1 protein-coding gene is annotated in these 530 nt (G+C 45.7%); it reads left to right on the top strand.

Translation table 11 applies throughout. The features are described 5' to 3' along the window. A partial coding sequence (locus tag R7R24_RS30125) for an ABC transporter substrate-binding protein (protein ID WP_318120644.1) occupies window positions 1-530 on the top strand: 530 nt, incomplete at both ends.

Genomic DNA, 530 nt, shown 5'->3' on the forward strand with positions numbered 1-530 from the left:
TGCCTCTACTTGATGACTTAAACATTCGCAAAGGGATTACTTACGCGACAGATTTCGACGGCATGATCGAGAATGTTATGCGTGGAGACTACAGTCGTAAACCCAACCCAACGGGCTTTGGGCATGGTAAGTACACGTTACCAGATGTGACAGCGCCAAAGTTTGAACCAGAAAAAGCGGCGGCAGCGTTTGAAGCTGCGGGCTTCGATAAGATTGGTTCCGATGGTATTCGCGTGAATGATAAAGGTCAGCGTTTGAGCTTTGAATTGACGTACTCATCTCCAGTTCATACACCGCGTATTGCTTTCTTGCGTGAACAGGCAAAATTGGCAGGGTTGGACATTGAGCTGAAGCTGATTGATGGTTCATCGATGTTCAAGTATGTGCGTGAGAAAAAACACGAACTTGCTTTCTTTGATATGGGGACTTCGGAAATCCCAACTTATTGGGAATACTTCCATTCCGTGAACGCGAACAAACCACAAACGAACTCATTCACTAACTACAGCACTCCAGAGCTAGATGATAAG

This window comes from Vibrio sp. 704, assembly GCF_033339295.1.